At 60.6% G+C, this 19,369-nt stretch carries 22 protein-coding genes; 11 read left to right on the forward strand and 11 right to left on the reverse strand.

The genetic code is table 11. The features are described from left to right. Positions 1-9: 9 nt before the first annotated feature. Positions 10-1,794, reverse strand: coding sequence for a GMC family oxidoreductase (locus tag PDR5_RS00435; RefSeq protein WP_064592516.1), 1,785 nt, complete (start codon positions 1,792-1,794; stop codon positions 10-12). 2 nt (positions 1,795-1,796) lie between these two features. Continuing rightward, positions 1,797-2,543 carry a gluconate 2-dehydrogenase subunit 3 family protein gene (locus tag PDR5_RS00440; protein ID WP_064592518.1) on the reverse strand — a complete coding sequence of 249 codons (747 nt, stop codon included), beginning with the start codon at positions 2,541-2,543 and terminating at the stop codon, positions 1,797-1,799. A gap of 297 nt (positions 2,544-2,840) precedes the next feature. Here PDR5_RS00440 and PDR5_RS00445 point away from each other — a divergent pair, with 297 nt between their 5' ends. Then, the gene (locus tag PDR5_RS00445) at positions 2,841-3,485 is read left to right on the forward strand and encodes a phosphatase domain-containing protein (RefSeq protein ID WP_064592520.1); all 645 of its coding nucleotides are present in this window, start codon (positions 2,841-2,843) and stop codon (positions 3,483-3,485) included. Here the strand turns inward: PDR5_RS00445 and PDR5_RS00450 are convergent. The 3 genes from PDR5_RS00450 to prlC all read right to left on the reverse strand — a co-directional run bounded on the left by PDR5_RS00450 (position 3,472) and on the right by prlC (position 7,966). Then, entirely contained in the window at positions 3,472-5,514 is a 2,043-nt protein-coding gene (locus PDR5_RS00450; protein WP_064592522.1) for a M3 family metallopeptidase, read from the reverse strand. The genes PDR5_RS00445 and PDR5_RS00450 overlap by 14 nt on opposite strands. Before the next feature lie 113 nt (positions 5,515-5,627). Beyond that, complete coding sequence (locus tag PDR5_RS00455) at positions 5,628-5,918, reverse strand: YheV family putative zinc ribbon protein (protein WP_007953955.1); 291 nt, start codon at positions 5,916-5,918, stop codon at positions 5,628-5,630. Next, on the reverse strand, positions 5,915-7,966 hold the full coding sequence (gene prlC / locus PDR5_RS00460; protein ID WP_064600647.1) for an oligopeptidase A: 2,052 nt from the start codon (positions 7,964-7,966) through the stop codon (positions 5,915-5,917). Before prlC ends, PDR5_RS00455 begins: the two co-directional genes overlap by 4 nt. Positions 7,967-8,055: 89 nt before the next feature. On the opposite strand from prlC, the gene PDR5_RS00465 reads away from it, so the two are divergent. The 3 genes from PDR5_RS00465 to PDR5_RS00475 all read left to right on the forward strand — a co-directional run bounded on the left by PDR5_RS00465 (position 8,056) and on the right by PDR5_RS00475 (position 10,472). Then, positions 8,056-8,601 (forward strand): gamma carbonic anhydrase family protein, encoded by a 546-nt coding sequence (locus tag PDR5_RS00465; protein WP_064592524.1) that lies wholly within the window; start codon positions 8,056-8,058, stop codon positions 8,599-8,601. A gap of 28 nt (positions 8,602-8,629) precedes the next feature. Beyond that, positions 8,630-9,280, forward strand: a complete 651-nt coding sequence (locus PDR5_RS00470; RefSeq protein ID WP_064592527.1) for an HAD family hydrolase — start codon at positions 8,630-8,632, stop codon at positions 9,278-9,280. 229 nt (positions 9,281-9,509) lie between these two features. Further along, a complete protein-coding gene (locus PDR5_RS00475; protein ID WP_064592530.1) occupies positions 9,510-10,472 on the forward strand; it encodes an IS110 family transposase in 963 nt (320 codons plus the stop codon). Between the two features lie 91 nt (positions 10,473-10,563). Here PDR5_RS00475 and PDR5_RS00480 read toward each other — a convergent pair whose 3' ends face one another. Then, positions 10,564-11,640: an aminopeptidase gene (locus PDR5_RS00480; protein ID WP_064592532.1), complete on the reverse strand. Its 1,077-nt coding sequence runs from the start codon at positions 11,638-11,640 to the stop codon at positions 10,564-10,566. Positions 11,641-11,698: 58 nt separating this feature from the next. On the opposite strand from PDR5_RS00480, the gene PDR5_RS00485 reads away from it, so the two are divergent. Both PDR5_RS00485 and PDR5_RS00490 read left to right on the forward strand, forming a co-directional pair. Further along, positions 11,699-12,121 (forward strand): PA0061/PA0062 family lipoprotein, encoded by a 423-nt coding sequence (locus PDR5_RS00485; protein ID WP_064592534.1) that lies wholly within the window; start codon positions 11,699-11,701, stop codon positions 12,119-12,121. A 40-nt stretch (positions 12,122-12,161) separates the two neighbouring features. Further along, a complete protein-coding gene (locus PDR5_RS00490; RefSeq protein WP_064592536.1) occupies positions 12,162-12,581 on the forward strand; it encodes a PA0061/PA0062 family lipoprotein in 420 nt (139 codons plus the stop codon). A 6-nt stretch (positions 12,582-12,587) separates the two neighbouring features. On the opposite strand, the gene PDR5_RS00495 is transcribed toward PDR5_RS00490, so the two are convergent. Together PDR5_RS00495 and PDR5_RS00500 are read right to left on the reverse strand one after the other, a co-directional pair. Beyond that, positions 12,588-12,827, reverse strand: a complete 240-nt coding sequence (locus PDR5_RS00495; protein ID WP_007953935.1) for a DUF1161 domain-containing protein — start codon at positions 12,825-12,827, stop codon at positions 12,588-12,590. A gap of 103 nt (positions 12,828-12,930) precedes the next feature. Next, positions 12,931-13,362 carry an OsmC family protein gene (locus PDR5_RS00500; protein ID WP_064592538.1) on the reverse strand — a complete coding sequence of 144 codons (432 nt, stop codon included), beginning with the start codon at positions 13,360-13,362 and terminating at the stop codon, positions 12,931-12,933. Positions 13,363-13,605: 243 nt separating this feature from the next. Between PDR5_RS00500 and PDR5_RS00505 the strand changes: the two genes are divergently transcribed. Beyond that, entirely contained in the window at positions 13,606-14,607 is a 1,002-nt protein-coding gene (locus tag PDR5_RS00505; RefSeq protein ID WP_064592540.1) for an LLM class flavin-dependent oxidoreductase, read from the forward strand. 61 nt (positions 14,608-14,668) lie between these two features. On the opposite strand, the gene PDR5_RS00510 is transcribed toward PDR5_RS00505, so the two are convergent. Together PDR5_RS00510 and PDR5_RS00515 are read right to left on the reverse strand one after the other, a co-directional pair. Then, positions 14,669-14,893, reverse strand: a complete 225-nt coding sequence (locus PDR5_RS00510; RefSeq protein WP_039764805.1) for a DUF1161 domain-containing protein — start codon at positions 14,891-14,893, stop codon at positions 14,669-14,671. 128 nt (positions 14,894-15,021) lie between these two features. Next, positions 15,022-15,237, reverse strand: coding sequence for a dodecin (locus tag PDR5_RS00515; protein ID WP_007953919.1), 216 nt, complete (start codon positions 15,235-15,237; stop codon positions 15,022-15,024). A gap of 156 nt (positions 15,238-15,393) precedes the next feature. Here PDR5_RS00515 and PDR5_RS00520 point away from each other — a divergent pair, with 156 nt between their 5' ends. Next, complete coding sequence (locus PDR5_RS00520; RefSeq protein ID WP_011331820.1) at positions 15,394-15,720, forward strand: DUF883 family protein; 327 nt, start codon at positions 15,394-15,396, stop codon at positions 15,718-15,720. Here PDR5_RS00520 and PDR5_RS00525 read toward each other — a convergent pair. Beyond that, a complete protein-coding gene (locus PDR5_RS00525; RefSeq protein ID WP_064592542.1) occupies positions 15,693-16,610 on the reverse strand; it encodes a LysR family transcriptional regulator in 918 nt (305 codons plus the stop codon). The two genes, PDR5_RS00520 and PDR5_RS00525, sit on opposite strands and share 28 nt — an antisense overlap. A 112-nt stretch (positions 16,611-16,722) precedes the next feature. Here PDR5_RS00525 and trpB point away from each other — a divergent pair, with 112 nt between their 5' ends. The 3 genes from trpB (at position 16,723) to PDR5_RS00540 (ending at position 19,348) form a co-directional block, all read left to right on the forward strand. Then, positions 16,723-17,970 (forward strand): tryptophan synthase subunit beta, encoded by a 1,248-nt coding sequence (gene trpB, locus PDR5_RS00530; RefSeq protein WP_064379337.1) that lies wholly within the window; start codon positions 16,723-16,725, stop codon positions 17,968-17,970. Beyond that, positions 17,970-18,782, forward strand: a complete 813-nt coding sequence (gene trpA, locus PDR5_RS00535; protein WP_039764800.1) for a tryptophan synthase subunit alpha — start codon at positions 17,970-17,972, stop codon at positions 18,780-18,782. Before trpB ends, trpA begins: the two co-directional genes overlap by 1 nt. 122 nt (positions 18,783-18,904) lie before the next feature. Then, the gene (locus PDR5_RS00540; protein ID WP_064592544.1) at positions 18,905-19,348 is read left to right on the forward strand and encodes an anti-virulence regulator CigR family protein; all 444 of its coding nucleotides are present in this window, start codon (positions 18,905-18,907) and stop codon (positions 19,346-19,348) included. The last annotated feature ends 21 nt before the right edge of the window (positions 19,349-19,369 follow it).

Below are 19,369 nucleotides of genomic sequence, written 5' to 3' on the forward strand. Positions count from 1 at the left end.
CATCGCTCCTTAAGCCTGAACCAGCGGGCCGGGGTTTTTCAGGTACTGCTCGCGAATCGCTTTCGCCGACCAGTAGGTCAACGCGGCGACCAGCCCGGTCGGGTTGTAACCCAGGCCTTGCGGGAATGCCGAGGCACCCGGAACGAACACGTTGTGCACGTCCCAGCTCTGCAGGTAGCGGTTCAGCGCGCTGGTCTTCGGATCGGTGCCCATGATCGCGCCACCGTTGAGGTGGGTGGTCTGGTACGACGCGCTGTTGAAGTGGTCGCCGACTTTCTTGCCGATCACGGCAATGGCTTTCGGGCCCATGGCCTCGGCGATCTTGCCCATTTTCTCGACCATGAAGCGGTTCATCTTGATGTCGTTTTCCTGCCAGTCGAACGTCATCCGCAGCAGCGGCATGCCGTAGGCATCGCGGTACACCGGGTCCAGATCGAGGTAGTTGCCACGGTAGGACTGATGCGCGCCGTGGGCGTCCATCGACACCTGGTGGGTGTAGTAATCGGCGGTGGCGCGTTTCCACGCACTGCCCCAGGCCGGGGTGCCCGGCGGGTTGGAGGTGCCGGCGATCGGTCGGCTGCCGGCCTGGTTGACCCACATCGGCGAGCCACCGACGAAACCGTGAGGCCCGTGGTCGAAGTTGTCGGCGTTGAAGTCATCCACCGCCACACCGTTGCCGCCGGCGCCGATGAAGTTGTTGGTGTGGGTGTCCTTGTCGAAGAACGCCTTGATGGTGGCCATGTTCTGGTAGGCGAAGTTGCGCCCGACCACGCCTTCACCGCTGACCGGGTCGTAGGGTTTGCCGATGCCGGAGAGCAGCATCAGACGCACGTTGTGCAACTGGAATGCGCCGAGGATCACCAGGTCCGCCGGTTGTTCGATCTCGCGGCCCTGGCCGTCGACGTAGGTGACGCCGGTGGCTTTGGTTTTCGTACTGTCGAGGTTGACCCGCAGCACGTGGGCGTTGGGCCGCAGTTCGAAATTCGGCAGCGGCTTCAGCGCCGGCAGAATGTTCACGTTCGGCGACGCCTTGGAATACATGTAGCAGACATAACCGCTGCAGAAACCGCAGAAGTTGCACGGGCCCATCTGTGCGCCGTAGGGGTTGGTGTACGGCCCTGAAGTATTGGCGGAAGGCAGGTTGTAGGGTTTGTAACCGACTTCGGTAGCCGCTTTGCCGAACAGCTGTGCGGAAACCGTGTTTTTCTGCGCTTCCAGCGGGAACGGGTTCGAGCGATCCGGTGCGTACGGGTTGCCGCCCTTGCCCTGGCCGACCAGTTGGCCTTTCACGGTCCAGGCCTGGCCGGAGGTGCCGAAGACTTTTTCGGCGAAATCGAAGAACGGTTCCAGCTCTTCATAGCTGACGCCGAAGTCCTGGATGGTCATGTCCTTGGGGATGAAGCTTTTGCCGTAGCGCTCTTCGTAGTGGCTGCGAATGCGCAACTCGATCGGGTCGACCCGAAAGTGCACGCCCGACCAGTGCAGCCCGGCGCCGCCCACGCCATTGCCGGGCAGGAACGCGCCCAACTGGCGATTCGGCAGGGCGATGTCGTTGATGCTGTGGCGGATGGTGACGGTTTCCTTGGAAACGTCCTGGAAGAGTTTTTTCCGCACGCTGTAGGTGAGTTCGTCGATCACCTGTGGATAGTTGCCGTCCGGGTAGGTGTCCTGCATCGGCCCGCGTTCCAGTGCCAGCACGTTCAGCCCCGCTTCGGTGAGCTCCTTGGCCATGATCGCGCCCGTCCAGCCGAAACCGACGATCACTGCGTCGACCTTTTTCATTACCGTTGCCATGCTCACGCCCTCTCGCCGCGAATCGAAACTGCCGGGAAGGGGTACTGCTCGTTGCGTTCCACCCAATCCATGAAATCGGCGCGGGCGCCGGGGAAGCCGATCATGGTCCAGCCGACCATGCCTTTATTGCCGCCATGGATCGGGTCGCAGAAGAACCCTTCCTTGGTGTTTTGCAGCAGCAGGCTGAAGAAAATCTTCGCCGGAACGCTGTCGAATTGCGGTTTCCCGGCTTCGAGCTGCTTGAGCAGATCGTCTCGGGTAGCGCTGTCTTGCTCGGCAAATGTTTTACCGTTGAGGGATTTTGCCCACTGATCCGTGGCGGCGATGCCGAGACGATAGATTTCTTTCGGGACCAGTTTGCTCTGCCAGCCCATCTCCGGCGCGGCGTCGGCATTGAACGGGCCCTGCATGTACCAAAGGGCACCGGCGGCGTAGGGGGTGTTCATCTGACGGTCGATGTATTCCGGCACGCCGGCCTCGAGTGCCCCAGGGCCTTGCGCATCGTTGGGGATCAATTGCGCGACGGCGGCATTGATGAACGCCCACTCTTCGGCAGTGAAATAGCTTGGCTGATAGGTACTGGCTTCAACGGCGGCCGGTTTCGCCGGGGGCGTGGCAGGCGCACTTTCCGGCGCGGCTTGCAGCACGGTGCTGCCGAGTCCGCTGCCGGCGAGGGTAACCACTGGAATCAGGGTCAGGGATTTGCGCAAAAACTCACGCCGCGTGTTGTCTCGATCTTCATCAGACATGGGGATACACCTCATCAGGCATTGATGGTTGTCAGCCGTTTCTGCGAACGGCTCAAGAATTTTCTGGCTGCGACGTGGCCGGAATGGCCGGTAGAAGGGGGACGCGTCTGCAACATGATGTGACAAATGGTAGCAGGCTAAGCAACCGGATGAACCGATTCAGCCGAAAAAACAGCGCTTTTCGACCAAGGGAACCGGCCTATTCACGATTCTTTTACAAGCGCCTCACGCGGATTTGACCGCGAAGCTCGCAAGCTGCGGCCTTCACTGACGAAACCCACACGGTCGCCGTAAAGCATGTTCCTGACGCGTTTTTCCTCCGCTTTCTGTTTATCGCTGCTGGCCCTGTTCAGCTGGATTCCAGCTCAGGCTGCGCAAACCCCGGCTTCCCGTCCCGTCGAGTGGGCGCAACCGGTAGAGGTGCAATACAACCTGTTCCAGATGTCGCCCACGCTGTATCGCAGCGCGCTCCCTGATGACGGTGCGGTGCCGTTGCTGAACAACCTGAAGGTGGCCACCGTCATCAATTTTCTGCCGGAAGCGGATTCCAGCTGGCTGAAGGCCCCCGGTATCCATCAGGTGCAATTGCCCTATCGCACCAATCACGTGGACGACAGTGATGTGCTCAAGACCCTGCGTGCGATTCAAGCCGCCGAAGCCGACGGCCCGGTGTTGATGCACTGCAAGCATGGCTCCGATCGCACCGGCCTGATGGCGGCGATGTACCGGATCGTCGTGCAGGGCTGGAGCAAGGAGGATGCCCTGAACGAAATGACCCAGGGCGGCTTTGGTGAAAGTGGTCACTTCCGCGACAGCGTGCGTTACGTGATGCAGGTCGATGTCGACAAGTTGCGCACCGCGCTGGCCAATGGCGATTGCAGTACCAGCGCGTTTGCTACGTGCTCGATGAAGAGCTGGTTTCAGACGGTCAATCTGAAGTAACCCTTCCGGCCTCCTCATTAACGAGGCCGACGACTGGCCGGCCGATGAACGCTTCAACCGCATCCAGGAGCGGACGCCCCGCACCCGGTGTAAAGAACGTTGCGCGAAACTCACGACCGGTCTGCGCGTTGAACACCCAGTCGCGGCTGAAGCGCTTGAATGCTTCCTGGGCCAGCATGTTCGACCAGACATAGGCGTAAACCGAAGCGTCGTACTGGGTCACCATATAATCGAAACCATTGGCGAACCGGTGATCGTCCGGTAATTGCAGATGAGTCAGAGTGCGCTGCACATCGTTGCAAACCTCTTCGACCGAGCGTCCATCGCCGTGGGTCAAGTGCAGTTCGAAGTCAATCATCGCCCCCATCAGCAATAAGGCCTGTTGCCGGCTGGAATGGGCCTGACTGGCTGACAGAGCCGCGTCGACCCGTGCGGCGCTCAAGCGCTCGCCGGTCTGAAAATGGGCACCGAGCCACAGCACAAACTCGCGCGACTGACACCATTGCTCAAACAATTGCCCGGAAAACTCTGCCGCTTCATGCCCCAATTGCAGGATGCCGGACAGCGTGTAATGGGGCGAACGCGTCAACACGTGCTGGAGGCAGTGGCCAAACTCATGGAAAAGCACCCGAAGATCGTCGACTTCGAGGCGGCACGGATGGGTATCGGTGGGCGGTGTGAAATTGCTGTGGAGCAGGGCAATCGGCAGCGCCGGGCGACCTTCGGCGTTGATCCGGCGATTGCGCAGTGTGGTGGTGCCGGGGAAGTCCACCGCCTTGTCGCGGTGAAACGGGTCAAGGTAGATGTAGCCGATGACCTGTTCATGCTCGCTGATTTCCAGCAGGCGCACATCGTCATGCCAATGCCCGCCGCCGGACTGCTCGACGATGCGGATCCCGAACATCCGTTCGCAGAACAGAAAGAGCCTGCGCAAGGTGCCCTCGAGCGGGAAGTAATCACGCAGGTTTTCCAGTGCGCCGGGAAACTGCTGCTGGCGCCATTGTTCGGCGAGGAAGTCTTCATCCCACGGCTGGACCCGGTCGATCCCGCGTTGCCGTGCGAAGGCCGCCAGTTGTTTCGCATCCTGCGCGAGGGCAGGTGCCAGCTGCGCCGCCTGACGCTGGAGAAAACCACTGACCCACGCCGTCGTCCGGGCGCTGTGTTTGGCCAGACTCAGTTGCGCGGCGTTTTCGTGGCCAAGCAAACGGGCTTTCTGCTGGCGCAAGGCAAGCAGCTTGGTCAGCACCAGGCCGTTATCGAAGCGACCGGCCAGTGGGCCCCGATCAGAGGCACGGGTCAGGTAGGCCACATAGCATTCCTCCCGCAAGGCGCGGTTTTCGGCGTATTTGAGGATGTGCTGGCAGGTGTTCTGCTCCAGCCGGATCAGCCAGCCGTCATGCCCGGCCTCGCGTGCGGCGCGCGCCAGACGATCCTTCATCGCCGGCGACAAGCCTGCGAGCAGCGCAATGTCGTCGACACGCTTGCTCCACGCCTCGGTCCAGCGCTCGAGGTTGTCCAGAAATACGTGCTCCAACCCGCCGATCTCGAGGTTCAACCGCGCCAGCTCCTGCTGCTGTTCAGTGGGAAGCTCAATGCCCGACTGCTTGAATCGGCGCAGAATCCGCGCCAGTGCGATGTTGCGCGACTCATCGAAACTGCCGGCGATCGAACTCTGCGCCAAACGCTGGTAAGCCTCGTACAACGGGCGATTGCGGGCTTTTTCAGAGCGATACTGATTGATCGCCAGATGCGCCTTGGCGCTTTCCACGAGCCAGATCGCATCGTCGGACCTGACCATCGACAACGTTTCGAGAATCGAGCGGACTTCACCGAGGCGGGCATCGGCTTCGTCGATGCTCAGCACCAGATCGTCCCAGCCGGGATGTTCGGACTGACTGGCGATCACCTGGGCGATGATGCGTCGATTGTCGGCAATGATGCGGTTGACTGCCGGCACGAGATGCTCGGCGCGAATCGCTGGCCAGGGTGGCAGCGTCCAATGTTGCAGGAGGGGATTGGTGTCGGGCATGGCAGCTTCCTTCGAGGCGTGGCGCAAAGGGGCCAGCCTACGAAGCAAGTGCGGGGGACAGGTGTTAAGCCAATACCACCTTCCACCGACGAATCGGGGAAGGTGGTTGAGGATCAGTGCTGCTCGTCAGGCTTTTTCTTCAGCTTCGGATTCGGGAAGAACTGCACCGCCTGAACCGTCTTGTCCGGGGCAGGCTTGAGCGCGCTGGTGTTGACCCGCGTGCCCAGCTCTTTCGGCACCGACAGCCCTTGGGCATTGAGTGTGTCGCTGTAACCGCACGCCACGCATTCACGGTGCGGGACATCGTCCTCGCTCCACATCATCAATTTGTCCGGCTCGCTGCACGCCGGGCAGACCGCCCCGGCGATAAAGCGTTTTTTGGTCTTCACGGGTGCCTCACTCATGCTGCCGCGTCCTCACTCAGGCCGCTGTGGCGCAAGAGTGCGTCAATCGACGGCTCACGGCCACGGAAGTCGACGAACAGCACCATCGGCGCCTGCGAACCACCGCGAGCCAGGATCGCTTCGCGGAAGGCGCGACCGGTGTCGGCATTCAGCACGCCGTCTTCTTCGAATTTGGAGAAGGCATCCGCCGACAGCACTTCCGCCCACTTGTAGCTGTAGTAACCCGCCGCGTAACCGCCGGCGAAGATGTGGGCAAAGCTGTTCGGGAAGCGGTTGTAGGCCGGAGGACGCATCACCGAGACTTCGTTGCGCACGCCTTCGAGCACCTGCGCGACGCTGCGGCCGTCACCGTGGGTGGCGTGCAGTTCGAAGTCGAACAGCGAGAACTCCAGTTGGCGCACCATCATCAGGCCGGACTGGAAGTTCTTCGCCGCGAGCATTTTTTCCAGCAGATCCTGCGGTAGCGGCTCGCCGGTTTCGTAGTGGCCGGAAATCAGCGCGAGGCCTTCCGGCTCCCAGCACCAGTTTTCCATGAACTGGCTCGGCAGCTCGACCGCATCCCACGCCACGCCGTTGATGCCGGACACGCCGGCATGCTCGACGCGGGTCAGCAGGTGATGCAGGCCATGGCCGAATTCGTGGAACAGGGTAGTCACTTCATCGTGGGTCAGCAGTGCAGGTTTGCCGCTGTCGGCCGGGGTGAAGTTGCACACCAGGTTGGCTACCGGGCTTTGCAGCACGCCGTCGACGGTGCGGCGACGGTCGCGGGCGCCGTCCATCCACGCGCCGCCACGCTTGTTGGCGCGGGCATAGAGGTCGAAGAAGAAGCGGCCAACGTGCTGGCCGTTTTCCTTGATTTCGAACAGGCGTACATCCGGGTGCCAGGTGTCGAAGCCTTTCAGTTCGGCGATCTCGATGCCGTATAGACGCTGAACAATAGCGAACAGGCCGCCCAGCACTTTATCGATCGGGAAGTAGGCGCGCAGGGTTTCCTGAGCCACGCTGTAACGTTGTTCACGGAGTTTTTCACCGTAGAAACCGCTGTCCCAGCTTTGCAGATCGGCGCAGCCCTGCTCGGCGGCGTAAGCCTTGAGCTGTTGCAGATCCTGGGCGGCGAACGGTTTACTGCGTTTGGCCAGATCGCGCAGGAAGCTCAGCACCTGATCGCTGGACTCGGCCATTTTGGTGGCCAGGCTCAGCTCGGAGAAGCTGGAGAAACCGAGCAGTTTGGCCAGCTCCTGACGCAGGTCGAGGATTTCGCCCATCACCGGGCCGTTGTCGTTCTGGCCGGCATTCGGGCCTTGATCCGACGCACGGGTGCAGTAGGCGGCGTAGACTTCTTCACGCAGCGCACGGTCCTGGGCGTAGGTCATCACCGCGTAGTAGCTCGGGAATTCCAGGGTGATCAGCCAGCCGTCGAGGCCTTTGGCGTGGGCGGCAGCAGCCATTTGCGCCTTGGCCGAATCGGTCAGGCCGGCGAGGGCGGCTTCGTCGGTCAGGTGCTTGGTCCAGGCCTGAGTGGCGTCGAGCAACTGGTTGGAAAAGCGGCTGCCCAGTTCGGACAGTTTGCTCTGCACTTCGGCGTAACGCTTCTGTTCGGCTTCCGGCAGGTCGATGCCCGACAGGCGGAAATCGCGCAGGGCGTGTTCCAGAATGGTTTTCTGCGCCACGTCGAAACCGGCGGCTTCCGGGCTGTTGGCCAGGGCTTCATAGGCCTGGAACAGCTCGCGATTCTGGCCCATTTCGGTGGAATAGGCGCTCAATGCCGGCAGACACGACTCGTAGGCTTCGCGCAGTTCGGCGCTGTTGCACACGGCATTGAGGTGGCTGACCGGGCTCCAGGCGGCGCCCAGGCGATCATTGAGTTCGTCCATCGCCAGCACCAGCCCGGCCCAGGTCGGGTTCTGGCCTTGGGTCTTGAGGATTTCAGCGATGGCGGCGCGGTTGTCGGCCAGGATGGTTTCGATGGCCGGCTGCACGTGTTCGGCACGGATCGCGGAGAACGGCGGCAGGTCGTAGGACTGCAGAAGAGGGTTGTTCACGCTCACGGTTGGCACCTTGGCTGGAAGAAACATGCGCCCATCTTAATTACAATCGACACCCACCGCAGCTATCGGCGACAGAGAGAGAACTAATCGTGTCCCTTCGCAAGTACCAGAATCAAACCCCACGCTTGAGCAAAGGCGCTTTTGTCGACGGCTCGGCGGTGGTGATCGGCGACGTCGAAATCGGCGAAGACAGCTCCGTGTGGCCGCTGACGGTGATCCGCGGCGACATGCACCGCATCCGCATCGGTGCGCGCACCAGCGTGCAGGACGGCTGCGTGTTGCACATCACCCACGCCGGCCCGTTCAACCCGGACGGCTTCCCGCTGCTGATCGGCGATGACGTGACCATCGCCCACAAGGTCATGCTGCACGGCTGCACCGTCGGCAGCCGCGTATTGATCGGCATGGGCAGCATCGTCATGGACGGCGCGGTGGTCGAGGACGACGTGATCATCGGCGCCGGCAGCCTGGTGCCGCCGGGCAAGCGCCTGGAAAGCGGATTTCTGTACGTGGGCAGTCCGGTGAAACAGGTTCGTCCGCTGACCGACAAGGAAAACGCCTTTTTCACCTACAGCGCGGCGAACTACGTGAAGCTCAAGGACCTGCATCTGGCTGAAGGCTACGACCAGCTCTGACTTTTCTCTCTACCGCCCGGGATTTTTCATGCATTACCAGACCGTACTGTTCGACCTCGACGGCACTCTCACCGATCCGCGTGAGGGCATCACCCGTTCCATCCAGTTCGCCTTGAGCAAACTCGGCATCGATGAGCCGGACCTGACCAAGCTGGAACACTTCATCGGCCCGCCGCTGTTGCAGGCGTTCATGCAGTTTTATGGTTTTGATGAAGCGAAGGCGTGGGAGGCGGTGAATTTCTACCGCGAGCGCTTCAAGGTCACCGGCCTGTACGAGAACCGGGTGTTCGAAGGCGTCACGCCGTTGCTGGAAACCCTGAGCAGCCAGGGCCGTCAGCTGTATATCGCGACGTCGAAGCCGTGGGTGTTCGCCCGGGAAATCGCGCGGCATTTTGATTTTGCCAGACACTTCAAGGTGATCTACGGCAGCGAACTGGACGGCACTCGCACCAACAAGGTCGAGCTGATTGCCCACCTGATCGCCGAGGAAGGGCTGGACCCGGCCAGCACGCTGATGATCGGTGACCGCAAGCATGACCTGATCGGTGCTCGCAGCAACGGTCTGGATGCAGCGGCTGTTGGTTATGGGTTTGGCAGTTTTGAAGAGTTGAATGCCGAGGCGCCGGCTTATCACTTCGAGACTTTGGATCAGTTGCATCAGGCATTTTTGCAGCGCTGATCAGATAGCCTTCGCGAGCAAGCCCGCTTGTATGTTTAGACTTGAAGGGGTGGGCGGGACTAAAAGCTCGATTCCGACTCTAGCCAGTACGGACCGTGGGAGACTTCTCGTCCCGCCCTTTCTACCTAAAGCGCCGATAAGGAATTCATCGGTAAAACCGACGATAGAGGCAAGCCAGCGCTACGGTAGACCCCGACAAGCTCTTAAACCCTAGCTCCGAGGATTCGTCATGACAATCCTTACCTCGCCAACGGTGATTGGTGTCGATGTGGCCAAAGCCGAAATCGTCGCTTATCGCGAAGATCTGAAAAACATTCAGGTCATCAACAACGACCGTACGTCTATAGGTCGTTGGCTGAAGACCCTGCCCGCACAAAGCTCGATTTCCCTGGAAGCCACTAATCTCTACCACCTGGATACGGCCGAACTGGCCCATGGTATGGGGCATCGGGTTTACGTCGTGGACCCTTACCGGGTGAGCCATTACCGCGAAAGCATCGGTCAGCGTGCAAAAACCGACCCTTGTGATGCACGTCTTCTGGCGCGTTATCTAACCAGTGAACAGCACCGGCTGCGGGTCTGGAGCCCACCACCACGGCACTACACGGTGTTGAAAAGTCTGCTTAACAAGCGTGCGCAGCTGATGAAGGCCCGAGTCAGTATCATGCTGAGCTGGTCAAACGAACCTCTCCTTGAAGATCTTTTGGCCCATGGGTTGGAGCATTTCAAACAGCTTGATCAGGCCATTCAGGAATTACTTCGCAAAGTCAGCCAAGAGGCCGGCATTAGCGAAAACATCAGACGCTGCAAAGCGATTGAAGGGATTGGTGAACTCACGGCAACGGGACTGGCAACTACGTACATGCGAGGTGAGTTCGCCAGCGCCGATGCGTTCATCGCCTTTCTGGGAATGGATTTGAAGGCAAAGGACTCAGGCAAGAAACACAGTCCTCGCCACTTGAGCAAAAAAGGTGACGGGGAATTACGGCGTCTTGCACACAATGCAGCTATGGCAGCTTGTCGGTCCCCTGTTTGGAAACCGTTCTATGAATCCTATTTGGCAAGAGGTCTAGCCAGAACCCAGGCCTTGGTCATCCTCGCCCGTAAGCTTTGCCGGGTGGCATTCGCCCTCATGAAAAATCAGAGCGAATACCAACCCAATTTAAGGTTGCAGGGTTCCCCTGCAACATAGAATCTCCCACAGTGACCGCGTTTCAGTACCGGAACTCGGTTTCCTGTGGGAGCGAGCCTGCTCGCGATGGGGCCAAAAAGCCGCAGTAGATTTATGAGCCTGCCAGCACTTTCAGAGCCGACTTACGCTCAACGACTGGCAAGCCACCCAACTTCTCGACTTCTGTGTAAAACCTGACCCAATCCCCATCGACCTGCCTGAACAACGCCGCAAACGCCGGCACCCACTGGTCATACAGCCCGAACGGCAACAGCCGCGCGTTGTTCAACGGCGCATTGACCCAGGCGTCATAGCGTTTGTCGCCGGCCCACTGGCTATCGCGCATTGTTCGGTAGTCGTGTCGAAACCGTTCGAACTCCGCCGCCTTGCGCTCGCGCATCTGCGCTGTCGCCAATGGTTGTGCATAGAGTTTTTCGAGGCGTGAACGGGTGTCGAGGATCAGCTGAATGAACTGATCCCGCTGCTTGAGCTTCGAGTCGTTTTCCGGGGGCAAGCCGCGAAACGCTCGCCACTGCCGCGTACCTTCCTGCTCGACGAAGGTCGCGAAGGACTCGTTGAATTCGGTGTCGTCCTTCACATAGAAACGCTGGTGGGCCAGCTCATGGAAGATCAGCGTCGCCAGACGCTCGTCGCCCCAGCCCATCATCGAATTGAGGATCGGGTCGTTAAACCAGCCCAGGGTCGAGTAAGCCTCGACGCCGCCGATCGACACGTCCATGCCTTGCAGGCGCTGAATCGCGGCTTCGCCCCGCGCCGCGCTCTGGCTGTAATAGCCGCGATAGGCCACGCAACCGGCAATCGGGAAGCAATGGTTCTGCGGGCTCAGAGAAAACTCGGGGGTGGCGAACACATTCCACACGACAAACGGCCGACCGATGTCGGCGTAGAGGCGATAGCTTTGGTTGTCCGGCAGGTGCAAATGTTCGCTGGCAAAAGCCCGGGCTTTCTGGGACTGGGCCAGGTGCGTGCGCAGTCTGGCGTCGCGGGTCGGGTCGGCGATCACCTTGGCCACCGGCTCCCGCGCCCGCAAAAGCTGCAGCTGACCGCTGGCCAGCTGGCCGTAATAGCTCAGGCTTGAGCAACCGTTGAGCAACAAAATCATCACACCCGGAAACAAAATCCGCAAAACGCGATCAAGTAACCCATGGCTTGGAAGCGGCCTGATCAAAATAAGAAATCCCCCCGGAAAGTCTGCCCAAGACTATCCCGCCCATTGGAGCTCCGCTATGCGCATGTTGATTCTGACAGGAAGCGTGCTGACGCTGGCCGGTTGTGCCGGATTCGGAATGCCGACCCCTGACCCCTCGCAAGCCTGGATCGATCTGGATGCCCGGCAACAGGACACGGCGCTGCAGGCGCTGGAAGTCGACGACAAGGCTGCCGTCGATCATCGTTACTTCGAAGTGCAGCCCGGCAGCCATGAGCTGAGGGTGCGTTATCAATTTCCGGTCGAGGCGACCAACATCGGCCCGGATGCCGAGCCGCTTTGGCGTGATTGTCAGTTGAACGTGAAATTCAAGGATTTCAACGCCGGCCAGCGTTATCAGTTGCAGGCGGGAAGCATCGGTTTCCGCCCGTGGGCCAAACTCTACGATCAACAACGCAACGTGGTGGGCCAGGGCACGCCGGCGGGCTGTCAGCGAACCTGATCGGCGTTATGCTGGATGTCCGAACTCACGGACATCCATCATGCGCACGTTGATGCTGTTGCTGGTCGCAGGCTTGCTCGCCGGTTGCCAGACACCGTTGCCCCCCGTCGATCCGAACATGGCCTGGGTCGAGTTCTCGACGCCGTCCCCGGGCGGTAAGTTGCTGATGGCCGAGCGTCTCGACAACCAGCGACTGACTGATGGGCGTTTCTTTCAGGTTACGCCCGGCAGCCATGAGTTGCGGGTGCGTTTCGACTTTGAAGTGTTCGGCGGAGGCGGCAGCCTGATGACCGGCCCTGTGGAGCGCCTGTGCTACCTGACCATCCGCTACGATCATTTCGAGGCAGGGCAGCGTTACAGGCTGGAAGGCCGCTCTCTGGCATTCACCCCGAGTGCCCGCCTTTACAACGAAAGGCGGGAAATCGTCGCCGAGGATCGCGAAGTCAACTGCATCATCTGAGGCGTATCAGCGGTCGTTCTTCTGATAGATGATGGCTTTGGTGCCGTTGTCGCAGGTGCCGACGATCATGGCGATGTCGTGTTTTTCCGCCTCCTCTTTGGAAACTATCTCCAGGGTGTAGGAGGGCACGGCGTTCGCCTGAATCTTGATTTCGATCTCTTGCTTGAGTTCTTCGCAGTCTTTGGGCGCTGCGAAGGCCGACGTTGCCAGCACGCCACAGATAACCGCCAAGGCAAAACGTTTCATGGTTGAAGCTCCATCGAAGCAGCGCGCACGAAGATGCGCGAAAGCTGCTGTCATTTATTCGACCACACTTTTGCCTGGCGGGTTCTGATCCGGCTCAAGGCAGTCAGCTGTCCAGCGATGCGTCGAGACTGATCTTCGCATTCAGCACCTTGGACACCGGGCAACCTTCCTTGGCCTTGTTGCTCAGCTCTTCGAACTGCGCTTGGGTCGCTCCCGGAATTTTTGCCTTGAGGATCAGTTTCACTGCGGTGATTGCAAAGCCGCCGTCCACCTGATCCAGCGTGACCTCAGCCTGGGTGTCGATGCTGTCGGCCTTGAGCCCGGCGTCGCCGAGAATCATCGAAAACGCCATGGAGAAACAACCCGCATGGGCGGCGCCGATCAGTTCTTCCGGATTGGTGCCCTTGCCGCCTTCGAAGCGGGCCTTGAAGCCGTAGGGCGCTTCACGCAGGACGCCGGTTTCGGTGGAAATCGAGCCGATGCCGGTTTTCAGGTCACCTTCCCAATGCGCGGATGCCTTCTTCACGATAGCCATGTGTGCCTCCTTCAATTCGGGCGCGAAACGCCGCGCCGTCGTGGTTTTTGCCTGCAAGGCTTCTGAGGATAGACGCCGGAACAAAGTTCAGCCCAAGTGAATCGTTGACTTTTTTAGTAGGAAATTTCAGATCGGCTATTGAAACTCGGGTATATGCCCTCATTGCACAGAACACGCTTATGAATTGGGCAGGTTTGCGTTCGCCAAGAACACACCTGCGCCCTCAATCGGAGATGCAGGTTTATGAAGCAACTGTCCGACGTAAAATTTTCCACCCTCGATCTGGTGCCGGTGCGCGAGAACGGCAGCCCGGCCCAGTCGCTGCGCAACTCGCTGGACCTGGCGCAGCATGTCGAGAAATTTGGCTACACGCGGTTCTGGGTCGCCGAGCACCACAACATGGATGGCATCGCCAGTTCCGCCACCTCGGTGTTGCTGGGTTATCTGGCCGGCGGCACGTCGACCATCCGGGTCGGCTCTGGCGGCGTGATGTTGCCCAACCACGCACCACTGGTGATCGCCGAGCAGTTCGGCACCCTCGAAAGCCTGTATCCGGGGCGGATCGACCTCGGCCTGGGCCGTGCGCCGGGTTCCGATCAGATGACCGCCCGCGCCCTGCGTCGTGAGCGTTCCGGCAGTGCTGATGATTTCCCCGAAGACGTGGCTGAGCTAGCGCGCTTTCTAGGTCCGCGCACGCCGGATCAGCGGGTGATCGCGATGCCGGGAACCGGCACCAACGTGCCGATCTGGCTGCTCGGCTCGAGTCTGTTCAGTGCGCAACTGGCCGGTGAGCGCGGTTTGCCCTACGCTTTCGCCTCGCATTTCGCACCGCGTTTCATGCACGAGGCGATTCGCGTCTACCGCAATCACTTCAAGCCATCGGCGGTGCTCGACAAGCCGTACGTAATGCTCGGTGTGCCGTTGGTGGCAGCCGACACCGATGAACAGGCCGACTACCTGGCGACCTCGGTGTACCAACGAATCCTCGCGCTGATGCGTGGGCAAAGTCTGGTGCAGCGCCCACCGGTGAAAACCATGGACGGCCTGTGGCTGCCCCACGAGCGTGAGGCCGTGGGTGATTTCCTTGGTCTGGCGATGGTCGGCAGTCCGCAGAAAATCCGCGCGAAACTCGAAGTGCTGATCGAACAGACCCAGGCTGATGAGCTGATCTTCACCTGCGACCTTTACGAACATGCCGATCGCCTGCATTCCTACGAGTTGCTGGCGCAGGTCATGAGGGGCTGAGCCCGATAGCCGCGCACAAAAAAGCCGACGCATAGCGTCGGCTTTTGTTTCTCCGGCGTGATCAGCCGCGGGTGTAGACGATCTCTTTGGCGCCGCCTTCACAGGTGCCGACGACTTTGCCGCCACTGGCCGCACCCTTGTCGACAATCTCCAGCGAATACCCGGAAACGCCCTTGGCATCCAGCTTGGCCGCAATCTCGGCCTTCAGTTCTTCACAGGGCTTGCCGGCAGCAAACGCACCACCCGCAAGGCTCAACAAACCTACTGCCAATATCAACTTCTTCATCGGTCGCACTCCCTGGTCGGATTAATTAAGGCGGGCATCGAGCCGTTCGCTCGATGCACTCACCTCGTAGCGCATTGCCATTCCTATGGCACTCGGCCAGCGCGCAAGTTCAGAAGCGTAGACCAAACTCAGCTGCTGGCAATCCGGAACCCGACTTTCAGGGTCACTTGAAAGTGCGCAGCCTTGCCGTCCTTGATGTGGCCGCGGGTTTCGGTCACTTCAAACCATTCCAGATGCTTGATGCTCTTGTTGGCCTCGGCCAACGCATTGTTGATGGCGTCTTCGATGCTGCTGGTGGACGAACCGACCAGCTCGACTTTCTTGTAGGTGTGATGGTCACTCATGGTGTTCTCCTTGAAGTGTGCAATTGAGCCTAGCAGCGATTTGCCGTGTTGATTTCGGCGACTTGGGGGAATGGAAGTTCAGATTTTCTGCACTTTCCAGAAACGCTGAAGTCCCAACCAACACACGCCACTCATCACCAATGCAGGAGAGCCACCATGGCCAACACCTCGTTACGCAAAGCCTCGTTGCAAAGCATGGAAGCGGAGATCGAGAGTCTGCTCAAGTCGTTGGAAAGCCTGAAGGACGACGCTTCTGACGAGTCGCGCAAGACCCTCAAGGCGCTCAAGAGCAACGCTGAAAGCGCGCTGAAACACTCGCGCAGCCTGCTCAGCGATGCCTACGAAGAAGTCAAAGTCAAAACCCGCGAGACCGGGATTGCCACCCGCGATTATGCGCAGGAACACCCGTGGACGACTGCCGGTGTGGCGGTGGGTGCGCTGGGTCTGCTGGCCGCTTACTTGCTGTTCAAGCGCGGCGAGTGATCCGCCTGGCGCAGTTCGTTCCTGAGCCACTGCGCCAATTGCCGGGCGCGCCCGTCCGCGGCGCGCTTGGGTAGCCACAACGCCAGTTGCGCCGGGGTTTCGCTGAAACCCCACGGCGCGACCAGGCGTCCGGCCTTCAAGTCTTCGGTCACCAGCGGTTCCGGCGCGATCGCCACTCCCAGCCCGGCGACGGCCGCTTCCAGCAAGTAATACAAATGCTCGAAACCTTGCCCCAGCTTCAACGCCTTGGCGTTGAGGCCGCTTTGCTGCGCCCAGCTCGGCCAGGCTTGCGGGCGTGAAGTCGTGTGCAGCAAGGGTTCATCGAGCAGGGCAATGGGCGGTGCCGATTGCAGGCGCTGGTAGCCACTGAACAGCGGGCTCATGACCGGGCCGATGCGCTCGCTGGCCAGCTCATAGACTTGCATGTCTGCGGGCCATGGCGGTTCGGCGAACAGCAGCAATGCATCCAGCCCCGGGCGACGCGGGTCGAGATCGCCTTCACCGGCGGACAGATGCAGGCGCAAATCCGGCAGATCGGCATCCAGTCGTCCCAGTCGCGGAATGAACCAGCGCGCCAGCAAGCTACCGGAGCAACCGAGTACGAACGGCGCATCGGCGGTGCTTTGGGTCAGTTCGGCGCAGACGCTGCGCAAGCGGTCGAACGCCTCGCCGCTGGCATCGCGCAGACGGATGCCGGCATCTGTGAGTTTCAGGCCACGACCGTCCTTGACGAAAAGACTGACGCCGAGATGCTCTTCCAACACCTTGAGCTGGCGGCTGACCGCACCGTGAGTCACGTGCAGTTGCTCCGCAGCCTGGCTGACACTGTTCAGGCGGGCGGTGGCTTCGAAGGCGCGCAGGGCGTTCAGCGGGGGAAGGTCATGGCTCATGATATCTGTGAGTTTTCCTGACAGGTTGTGGCGATCTTATCGGTTTTCAGCCCGGAAGGTCAGGGGTAGAGTGAACGCCATTGTCTTCTCGTGAAATCCGCTGGAGCGAACCATGACCCAGACTTCGAACACTTCCGATCTGCGTAACGGCCCTGACGCCAACGGCCTGTTTGGCTCGTTCGGCGGCCGTTACGTCGCCGAAACCCTGATGCCGTTGATCCTCGATCTGGCCCGCGAATACGAGGCGGCCAAGGAAGATCCGGCGTTCAAAGAGGAATTGGCCTACTTCCAGCGTGACTACGTCGGACGTCCGAGCCCGCTGTATTTCGCCGAGCGCCTGACCGAGTTCTGCGGTGGCGCCAAGATCTACCTCAAGCGCGAAGAGCTGAACCACACCGGCGCGCACAAGATCAACAACTGTATCGGCCAGATCCTGCTGGCGCGGCGCATGGGCAAGAAACGCATCATCGCCGAGACCGGAGCCGGCATGCACGGCGTAGCCACCGCCACCGTGGCTGCGCGTTTCGGTCTGGATTGCGTGATCTACATGGGTACCACCGACATCGAGCGCCAGCAGGCCAACGTGTTCCGCATGAAGCTGCTGGGCGCCGAGGTGATCCCGGTGGTCGCCGGCACCGGCACCCTGAAAGACGCAATGAACGAAGCGCTGCGTGACTGGGTGACCAACGTCGACAGCACCTTCTACCTGATCGGCACTGTGGCCGGTCCGCACCCTTATCCAGCCATGGTTCGCGACTTCCAGGCGGTGATCGGCAAGGAAACCCGCGATCAGCTGCAAGCTCAGGAAGGTCGCCTGCCGGACAGCCTGGTGGCGTGCATCGGTGGCGGCTCCAACGCCATGGGCCTGTTCCACCCGTTCCTCGACGACAAGAGCGTCGAGATCATCGGCGTCGAAGCCGCCGGTTACGGCATTGAGACCGGCAAACACGCGGCCAGCCTCAACGGTGGCGTACCGGGTGTGTTGCACGGCAACCGCACCTTCCTGCTGCAGGACGACGATGGCCAGATCATCGACGCCCACTCGATTTCCGCCGGCCTCGACTATCCGGGCATCGGCCCTGAGCACGCGTGGTTGCATGACATCGGCCGCGTCCAGTACACCTCGGTGACCGACGACGAAGCCCTCGCTGCGTTCCACCAATGCTGCCGTCTGGAAGGGATCATCCCGGCACTGGAAAGCGCCCACGCCCTGGCCGAAGTCTTCAAACGCGCACCGAAACTGCCGAAGGATCACCTGATGGTGGTCAACCTGTCCGGCCGCGGCGACAAAGACATGCAGACCGTCATGCACCACATGGAACACTCTCAACAAGAGCAATCGAAGCAGGAGAAACACTGATGAGCCGCCTGCAAACCCGCTTTGCCGAACTCAAGGAACAGAACCGCGCCGCCCTCGTGACCTTCGTCACCGCTGGCGACCCGGACTACGACACTTCGCTGGCGATCCTCAAAGGCCTGCCGAAAGCCGGTGCCGATGTGATCGAACTGGGCATGCCGTTCACCGACCCGATGGCCGATGGCCCGGCGATTCAGCTGGCGAACATCCGTGCCCTGGGCGCCAAGCAGAACCTGGTCAAAACCCTGCAAATGGTCCGCGAGTTCCGCCAGGACAACAGCGACACGCCGCTGGTGCTGATGGGGTACTTCAACCCGATCCACAAGTTCGGCGTCGAGCGCTTCATCGCCGAGGCCAAGGAGGCCGGCGTTGATGGCCTGATCGTGGTCGACATGCCGCCGGAGCATAACTCGGAGCTGTGCGACCCGGCCCAGGCGGCGGGCATCGACTTCATCCGTCTGACCACCCCGACCACCGATGATGCGCGTCTGCCGAAAGTGTTGAACGGCAGCTCCGGCTTTGTTTACTACGTGTCGGTTGCCGGTGTGACCGGCGCCGGTGCGGCGACTCTGGAACACGTCGAGGAAGCGGTGGCGCGTCTGCGTCGTCATACCGATCTGCCGATCAGCATCGGTTTTGGTATCCGCACGCCGGAGCAGGCCGCGTCCATCGCGCGTCTGGCCGACGGTGTGGTGGTGGGCTCGGCGCTGATCGATCACATCGCCAATGCGACCACACCGGACCAGGCCATCGACGGCGTGCTGAGCCTGTGTTCGGCGCTGTCCGAAGGCGTGCGTAAGGCTCGCGTCAGCTGAAGGTAAAGTTCCTGATACAGAGGAATTAGAGCCTCACGACACAGACTAATTGAGCAAGACCGAGGGATTCAGAACCACGTTCTGAATCCCTTTTTGCTGTCAGTGCAGTGAGGAAAGACCCGATGAAAATGCCGAAACGTCTGATTGCCAGTCTGGGCGTGCTGATGATCAGCGCGACGCCGCTGCTGGCCAGCGCCGATCCGCGCGACGATCACGACCACGGCGGCCCGCAACAGGGCCACTACGACAATCGCGGTGGTGATCACCCTGATTGGCAAAGCAACCATCGCGGCGGCCCGCCGCCTCGGGACTTCGGCCCGGTGCGTCAGGTGATCCGCGACAATCATGGCTACTTCGTTCGCGGTGCGCCGCCACCTCCAGGCATCCACCTGGTACGTGGCCGGCCGCTGCCCCATGGCTATTACGGCGAGCGCCTGGATAACCGGGCGTTGAGTCGTCTGCCTTATTACCCGGGTTATGAATGGCGTCGTGCCGGCGGTGACATCGTGCTGATCGCGGTGGGTAGCGGGGTTGTTTACGAAGTGTTGGATGGCGTTCTGTACTGATCGTCAGGTAATAAAAAAGAC

Origin of the sequence: Pseudomonas sp. DR 5-09, assembly GCF_001655595.1 — a bacterium.
Lineage (GTDB): Bacteria > Pseudomonadota > Gammaproteobacteria > Pseudomonadales > Pseudomonadaceae > Aquipseudomonas > Aquipseudomonas pharyngis.

Coding starts and splice junctions, on each gene's coding strand:
- PDR5_RS00435 (WP_064592516.1), bottom strand. CDS start 1,794: ATGGCAACGGTAATGAAAAAGGTCGACGCAGTGATCGTCGGTTTCGGC.
- PDR5_RS00440 (WP_064592518.1), bottom strand. CDS start 2,543: ATGTCTGATGAAGATCGAGACAACACGCGGCGTGAGTTTTTGCGCAAA.
- PDR5_RS00445 (WP_064592520.1), top strand. CDS start 2,841: ATGTTCCTGACGCGTTTTTCCTCCGCTTTCTGTTTATCGCTGCTGGCC.
- PDR5_RS00450 (WP_064592522.1), bottom strand. CDS start 5,514: ATGCCCGACACCAATCCCCTCCTGCAACATTGGACGCTGCCACCCTGG.
- PDR5_RS00455 (WP_007953955.1), bottom strand. CDS start 5,918: ATGAGTGAGGCACCCGTGAAGACCAAAAAACGCTTTATCGCCGGGGCG.
- PDR5_RS00470 (WP_064592527.1), top strand. CDS start 8,630: ATGCATTACCAGACCGTACTGTTCGACCTCGACGGCACTCTCACCGAT.
- PDR5_RS00475 (WP_064592530.1), top strand. CDS start 9,510: ATGACAATCCTTACCTCGCCAACGGTGATTGGTGTCGATGTGGCCAAA.
- PDR5_RS00485 (WP_064592534.1), top strand. CDS start 11,699: ATGCGCATGTTGATTCTGACAGGAAGCGTGCTGACGCTGGCCGGTTGT.
- PDR5_RS00490 (WP_064592536.1), top strand. CDS start 12,162: ATGCGCACGTTGATGCTGTTGCTGGTCGCAGGCTTGCTCGCCGGTTGC.
- PDR5_RS00495 (WP_007953935.1), bottom strand. CDS start 12,827: ATGAAACGTTTTGCCTTGGCGGTTATCTGTGGCGTGCTGGCAACGTCG.
- PDR5_RS00500 (WP_064592538.1), bottom strand. CDS start 13,362: ATGGCTATCGTGAAGAAGGCATCCGCGCATTGGGAAGGTGACCTGAAA.
- PDR5_RS00505 (WP_064592540.1), top strand. CDS start 13,606: ATGAAGCAACTGTCCGACGTAAAATTTTCCACCCTCGATCTGGTGCCG.
- PDR5_RS00510 (WP_039764805.1), bottom strand. CDS start 14,893: ATGAAGAAGTTGATATTGGCAGTAGGTTTGTTGAGCCTTGCGGGTGGT.
- PDR5_RS00515 (WP_007953919.1), bottom strand. CDS start 15,237: ATGAGTGACCATCACACCTACAAGAAAGTCGAGCTGGTCGGTTCGTCC.
- PDR5_RS00520 (WP_011331820.1), top strand. CDS start 15,394: ATGGCCAACACCTCGTTACGCAAAGCCTCGTTGCAAAGCATGGAAGCG.
- PDR5_RS00525 (WP_064592542.1), bottom strand. CDS start 16,610: ATGAGCCATGACCTTCCCCCGCTGAACGCCCTGCGCGCCTTCGAAGCC.
- trpB (WP_064379337.1), top strand. CDS start 16,723: ATGACCCAGACTTCGAACACTTCCGATCTGCGTAACGGCCCTGACGCC.
- trpA (WP_039764800.1), top strand. CDS start 17,970: ATGAGCCGCCTGCAAACCCGCTTTGCCGAACTCAAGGAACAGAACCGC.
- PDR5_RS00540 (WP_064592544.1), top strand. CDS start 18,905: ATGAAAATGCCGAAACGTCTGATTGCCAGTCTGGGCGTGCTGATGATC.